Below are 6,144 nucleotides of genomic sequence, written 5' to 3'. Positions count from 1 at the left end.
AGATCAATCACTTGCGACCTCTTTCGAGATCACCCTCTGAACATTTCGTCCCGAGGTGAGCCGCCCATTCTATATCGTTTTTCCTGTCCGTCAACACCCTCGTGAAGCTTTTTTTCGAGGTCGCCGACGAGGCGATACAGCTGCCGCTGCGTTCATCGTTCGACGTGGGCCGCAGCGGGAGCGCGAATAATACGGATTCCTAAGAATGCCGCAAGAGCTTTCGTGAACTTTTTTTGAAACCTGCGTTAAATCAGCCGGATGCGCGCGAAGTTTCGCTTGCCCACCTGAAGCACGCCCTCGAAACCGGTCATGAAGACACGCGAGGCATCCTCCACCACCTCGCCGTCGATGCGAACGGCGCGCTCCTTTAGCTTGCGGTTCGCCTCGGAATTGCTCGGCGTCACCCCGGCGGCCGTCAGCAGCGCCGCCAGCCGGAAGCCCTCGGCGGGCGCCGGGATATCGGTGAGCGGCAGGAGCGAGGTATCGCCCTCTCCCCGCACCACCGCATGCCAGCCGGCGATCGCCTGCTCGGCGGCGGCCGCGTCGTGGAAGCGCGTCGCCAGTTCGCGGGCCAGCCGCAGCTTGGCGTCACGCGGATTCAGGGCGCCGGAGGCGATGTCTGCCTTCATCCGGGCCAATTCGTCGAGGGAAACCTCGAAGCTCAGCAGCTCGAACCAGCGCCACATCAGCTCGTCGCCGATCTTCATCGTCTTGGTCACGATGTCGATGGCCGGCTCGTTGATACCGATGTAGTTGCCCAGCGACTTGGACATCTTGTTGACGCCGTCCAGGCCTTCCAGGAGCGGCATGGTCAGGACGATCTGCGGCGCCTGGCCGTGGTGCTCCTGCAGGGCGCGGCCCATCAACAGGTTGAACTTCTGGTCGGTGCCGCCCAGCTCCACGTCGGCCTTCAGGGCGACGGAGTCATAGCCCTGGACGAGCGGATAGAGGAATTCGTGGATCGCGATCGGCTGCTCGGCCTTGTAGCGCTTGGCGAAGTCGTCGCGCTCGAGCATGCGCGCCACCGTGTGCTGCGCGGCGAGGCGGATCATGTCGGCCGCTCCCATCTTGCCGAACCACTCGGAATTGAAGCGCAGCTCGGTCTTCTCCCGGTCGAGCACCTTGTAGACCTGCTCGGCGTAGGTTTCCGCGTTGGCCAGCACGTCCTCCCGCGTGAGCGGCTTGCGGGTCACGTTCTTGCCGGTGGGGTCGCCGATCATGCCGGTGAAGTCGCCGATCAGGAAAATGACCTGGTGGCCGAGGTCCTGGAACTGGCGCATCTTGTTGAGCAACACCGTATGACCCAGGTGCAGGTCCGGGGCGGTGGGGTCGAACCCCGCCTTGATACGCAGTGGGCGACCGAGCTTGAGGCGCGCCTCGAGGTCTTCCTTCTTGATGATCTCGTCGGCCCCGCGGGCGATCGAGGCCAGGGCGTGCTCCAGCTCGTTCATGCGTTCTCTCTATAGGTAGGATCTTTCGACCTTCACAAATGCATGTGAAGAGGCCGTGCCGGTTAATTGTGCGTTAACCGCAAGATGCGATGCAAAGCCTTGATGGGAAAGGCGTTGACGTACTTTGCACAGGGCCGTTATGGTACGCGACAACACGGGGCGAGCGGGTACAAGAAAGAAGATGATCGACCAGAACAGAGGCGCGCACAGCGCCCGCAAGCAGGCCATCCGGCGCAAGGCGCAGCGCCGTCATTCGCACTTCTACGATGCCCGCGCCCACTGGTCGTTCAGCCGCAATGCCTCGTCGGAGCCCCTCAGCTGGACCCGCGAGCGCTGGATCCTCGCCGGTACCGCCTTCCTCCTCGTCATCCTTTCCGCGCTCGTCATCCCCGCCTGGGCGGGTGCGATGAAAAAACCGTCCTTCGTCGCCGCGCCGGCGGTGCACGCCGTGGTTCCCCTGGCCGTGCCGAAGATCGATCCCGCCAGCACGAAGCCGCTCCTCCCGATCGAGGAATGGCAGACGGTGCAGGTGCAGCCCGGCCAGACCCTCGCCGACATCTTCCTCGCGCAGGGCCTCACGATGACCGACCTGCAGCACGTCATCGATGGCGCCGGCGGCTCGAAGGCGTTCCACCGGATCAATCCGGGCCAGGAATTCCAGTTCCTCGTCGGCGGCGACCACGTGCTGAAGGGGGTGCGCTTCGACCAGGACGAAGCCAGCATCGCCACGCTGCGCCTCGACGGCGCGGCGCCGCAGCTCACCGTGCAGAAACGCGATCTGCAGCGCCGCGAGCACATCGCGCATGGCGAGATCGACAGCTCGCTGTTCGGTGCCGCCTCGAAGGCGGGCATGAGCAACGCGATGGTGTTGAAGCTCGCCGAGGTCTTCAAGTTCGATATCGACTTCGTGCAGGACCTGCGCGTGGGCGACAGCTTCACCGTCGTCTACGACGACATGTATAGCGACGGCGCATACCTGCGCGAAGGCGACATCGTCGCCGCCGAATTCATCAACCAGGGCAAGCGCTACACCGCGTACCGCTTCAAGAACAGCGACGGGAAGGTCGGCTACTTCAATGAGGAAGGTCGCCCGCTCGCCGGTTCGTTCCTGCGCATCCCGGTGGACTTCACGCGTATCTCTTCGCAGTTCAGCGCCGGCCGGATGCATCCGATCCTCGGCAGGATGCGCGCGCACAAGGGCGTGGATTACGCGGCGCCCACGGGCACGCCGATCCACGCGGCGGGCGACGGCGTGGTGAAGTTCCGCGGTTGGATGAACGGCTACGGCAACTTCGTGGTCATCCAGCACAACAAGACGATCAGCACGGCTTACGGCCACATGTCGCGGTTCGCCAATCTCCGCGTCGGCCAGCATGTGAGCCAGGGCGCCACTATCGGCTACGTCGGCATGACCGGCCTCGCCACCGGCCCGCACCTGCATTACGAATTCCGCGTCAATAACGTGCAGCGCGACCCGCAGACCGTCACGCTGCCGAAGCCGGAGCCGCTGCCCGCCGCGCAGCTGGCGAAGTTCAAGAAGGAAGTGGTCGGCCCGCAGCTTGCCCGCCTCAACCGCGTGGACACCAACGTCAAGCTCGCCCGGAACGATACCGCTCCGGCGACCAACGACTGAGTCGTGGCCGCCAGCAGGGACGGCCTTTACCTCGGCCTCATTTCCGGCACCAGCGCGGACGGCATCGATGCCGCGCTGGTCCGCTTCGCCGACGGTCGGCCCAGCCTGGTCGCCGGCCTGACCCATCCGTGGGACGAAACCCTGCGCCGCAGGATCCTCGCCGTGGCGCAGGACGAGCTTCGCCTCGACCTCGACGCCTACGGACGCCTGGACGTTGCCGTCGCGATCGCCTTCGCCGATGCCGCGCAGGCCGTGCTCGAGCGGGCCGGCGTTGCGGCCGCCGAGGTGACGGCGCTCGGATCCCACGGGCAGACCATCCGCCACCGGCCCACCGGCGATTTTCCCTTCACCTTGCAGATCGGCGATCCCTCGGTGATCGCGGAGCGCACCGGCATCGATACCGTCGCCGACTTCCGTCGCGCCGACGTCGCCGCGGGCGGCCAGGGAGCCCCGCTGGTTCCGGCCTTCCACGCCACGGTGCTGCGGCCCGAGCGCGGATCGCGCGTGGTGCTCAACCTCGGCGGCATCGCCAATGTCACGCGGCTGACGCCCGACGGCGACGTCACCGGCTTCGATACCGGTCCGGCCAACGGCCTGATGGACGCGTGGTGCCTGCGCCATCGCGGCGAGCCCTTCGATCGCGATGGCTCGTTCGCCGCGATGGGCCAGGTGGACGCGGGACTCCTCGGCGAACTCCTCGACGACGCGTACTTCGTGCTGCCGCCGCCCAAGAGTACGGGCCGCGAACATTTCCACCTCGCCTGGCTGGACGCGCATCCGCGCGTGGCGGAACTGGCGCCGGAGGACGTACAAGCCACGCTCCTCGCCCTCAGCGCCGTGTCCGTGGCCGAGGCGATCCAGCGTCACGCCGCGGACGCCACCGACGTCGTCGCCTGTGGCGGTGGCGTGCACAACAGGGGGTTGATGCAGGCGATCGCCGCGCGGCTCGAGGGACGGCCGCTGCATGCGAGCGCGGCGTTCGGGATCGACCCGGACATGATGGAAGCGATGGCGTTCGCGTGGCTCGCGTATCGACGGCTGCACGGGGAGCCGGGCAATCTGCCGGCCGTTACCGGCGCGCGTGGCTTGCGCCTGCTGGGCGCGGTGTACCCGTCGCCGTCGGCAAGGCCCAACTTCCCGTAGGAGCCGCTATAGCGGCGAGGGAAACTTGCGTCGCCGTTTCATCGCGCCGTGGGCTTCTCGCCGCTATAGGGGCTCCTACAGAAGGGCAGGGTCGAAAGGAAGCTTGTGGGAGCCGGCTGTGCCGGCGATCCCGCGGCAGCGGGCCAGCGTGCGGCGAGCACCCCTCGCCGTCGAAGCGGCTCCCACAGGGCCGGTTGCCCCTGCGATATGCGTCAGAACGATTCGGTGGTCTTCGCGGGACGCGGCGCGGTGTCGACCAGTGTCGACGGCGAGGCCTGGGCCAGGGCGGAGAGCGCCTCCTGGAAAGCGGCCTGCTCCTCGGCATCCCATGCGCCCGTGAGGTGCGCGATGTCGCCGGGTTCGAGCAAAAGCTCGTTGAACACGTCACCCGGGCTCAAGCCAAGCCCATAGCGCAACGCGTGCAGGATGACCTCATTGATCGACCAGCGTCGTTCGCGAGCGAGCGTCTTGATCCGCTCGGCCATCTGCTCGTCGATGTGTCTCACCACGATATCTGGCACGTGCGTGACCTCCTCGCGCATGCCCCCTGTGGCGGCGATCTTACACATTTTTGGCGCATTGCGAAGATCGTCCGTCCGGCCTAAGACCCGTTCCATGGTTCAATCCGTGAGCGAGTCGACAGGCCGGGGCATGCGCCGCCACAGCAGCGCCAGCACGACCAGGGTGGGCACGATGGATACCGTGCTGAGCACGAAGAGCGAGGGATAGCCCGCTTCCTTGACCAGGAACCCCGAGAAACCGCCGAGCAGCTTGCCCGGCAGGTTCGCCAGTGCGCTGAGCAGCGCGTACTGCGTGGCGGTGAAGCTGCGGTTGACCAGGCCCGACATGAAGGCCACCAGTACCGGCCCCGCGAAGCCCTGCGCGAAGTTGTCGCCGGAGAGCGTGGCGACGAAGGCCCAGGTCTGCCCGGGATGCATGGCCATGATCAGGTAGAGCATGTTGGACAAGGCCACACCGAGGGCGGAGACCACCAGCAGGCGGCGCATCTCGAAGCGGATCACCGCCCACCCGCCGAGCAGTGCGCCGAGGATGCCGACGATCACGCCGTAGACTTTCGACACCTCCGCGATCTGCGTCTTGGTGAAGCCCGCATCGAGGTAGAAGGGATACGCCATCACCCCGAGCATCTGGTCGGGCAGGCGGAACAGTGCGACGAAGAGCAGCAGGCCCAACGCCAGCGCGATGCCGTAGCGCGCAAGGAAATCCTGGAACGGCCGGACGAAGCCCTCCTGCACGGCACGGCCGAGTGGCAGCCGCTCGCGCACGCGGTGCGTCGGCTCGCGCGCCACGAGCACGGTCACCACCGGAATCGCGAGGAGCGCGCAAATGGCGACGTAGCCGCCCCGCCAGCCGAAGATGTCGGCCACGATCAGGATGCCCGCGCCGCCGGCGATCAGGCCGAGGCGGTAGCCGAGCGTGTACGTGGCCGCGAGCGCACCCTGGGCTTCCTGCGGTGCGATTTCGACGCGATAGGCATCCACGACGATATCGATGGTGGCCCCCGCGAAGGCGGCGACGAAGGTTACCGCCATGAAGCGCGGGAGCGACACCTCCGGCGGCATCGCCGCCATGCCGAGGAGCCCCGCACCTAGCAGCACCAGCGAGAACATGAGCCAGCCCCGGCGCAGGCCCAGGCGGCCGAACAGCGGCAGACGGCACTTGTCGACCAGGGGCGCCCAGACGAACTTGAAGTTGTAGGCGAAGGTGACGTAGCTCGCGATGCCGATCGCGCCGTAGTCCACGCCGGCTTCCTTCAACCACGCAGACAACGTGTTGCCCACCAGCAGGAACGGCAGGCCGGAGGCCAGGCCGAAGAAAAGCATCGTCACGGCGCCGGGCTGGGCGAAGGCCGCGGCGACCCCGCGCAGCCCCTTGTAGCGTGCAGCTTCGGTCATC

Annotated in this window: 5 protein-coding genes; 2 read left to right on the top strand and 3 right to left on the bottom strand. The window is 66.6% G+C overall.

The features are described 5' to 3' along the window. Window positions 1-245: 245 nt before the first annotated feature. On the bottom strand, window positions 246-1,451 hold the full coding sequence (tyrS, locus tag HBF32_RS14865; RefSeq protein WP_166700374.1) for a tyrosine--tRNA ligase: 1,206 nt from the start codon (window positions 1,449-1,451) through the stop codon (window positions 246-248). Between the two features lie 181 nt (window positions 1,452-1,632). Here tyrS and HBF32_RS14860 point away from each other — a divergent pair, with 181 nt between their 5' ends. After that, the gene (locus HBF32_RS14860) at window positions 1,633-3,084 is read left to right on the top strand and encodes an OapA family protein (RefSeq protein WP_166700373.1); all 1,452 of its coding nucleotides are present in this window, start codon (window positions 1,633-1,635) and stop codon (window positions 3,082-3,084) included. A 3-nt stretch (window positions 3,085-3,087) separates the two neighbouring features. Next, window positions 3,088-4,227 carry an anhydro-N-acetylmuramic acid kinase gene (locus HBF32_RS14855; RefSeq protein ID WP_166700372.1) on the top strand — a complete coding sequence of 380 codons (1,140 nt, stop codon included), beginning with the start codon at window positions 3,088-3,090 and terminating at the stop codon, window positions 4,225-4,227. A gap of 212 nt (window positions 4,228-4,439) precedes the next feature. Here HBF32_RS14855 and HBF32_RS14850 read toward each other — a convergent pair whose 3' ends face one another. Continuing rightward, entirely contained in the window at window positions 4,440-4,796 is a 357-nt protein-coding gene (locus HBF32_RS14850; RefSeq protein WP_240147848.1) for a hypothetical protein, read from the bottom strand. 51 nt (window positions 4,797-4,847) lie between these two features. Beyond that, a complete protein-coding gene (locus tag HBF32_RS14845; protein ID WP_166700371.1) occupies window positions 4,848-6,143 on the bottom strand; it encodes an AmpG family muropeptide MFS transporter in 1,296 nt (431 codons plus the stop codon). Window position 6,144: the final 1 nt, after the last annotated feature.

The sequence above is a fragment of the Luteibacter yeojuensis genome (genome assembly GCF_011742875.1).
Taxonomy (GTDB): Bacteria; Pseudomonadota; Gammaproteobacteria; order Xanthomonadales; family Rhodanobacteraceae; genus Luteibacter; species Luteibacter yeojuensis.
The sequence above is the reverse complement of the archived record's forward strand: the minus strand, read 5'-3'. Positions and strand labels throughout refer to the sequence as shown.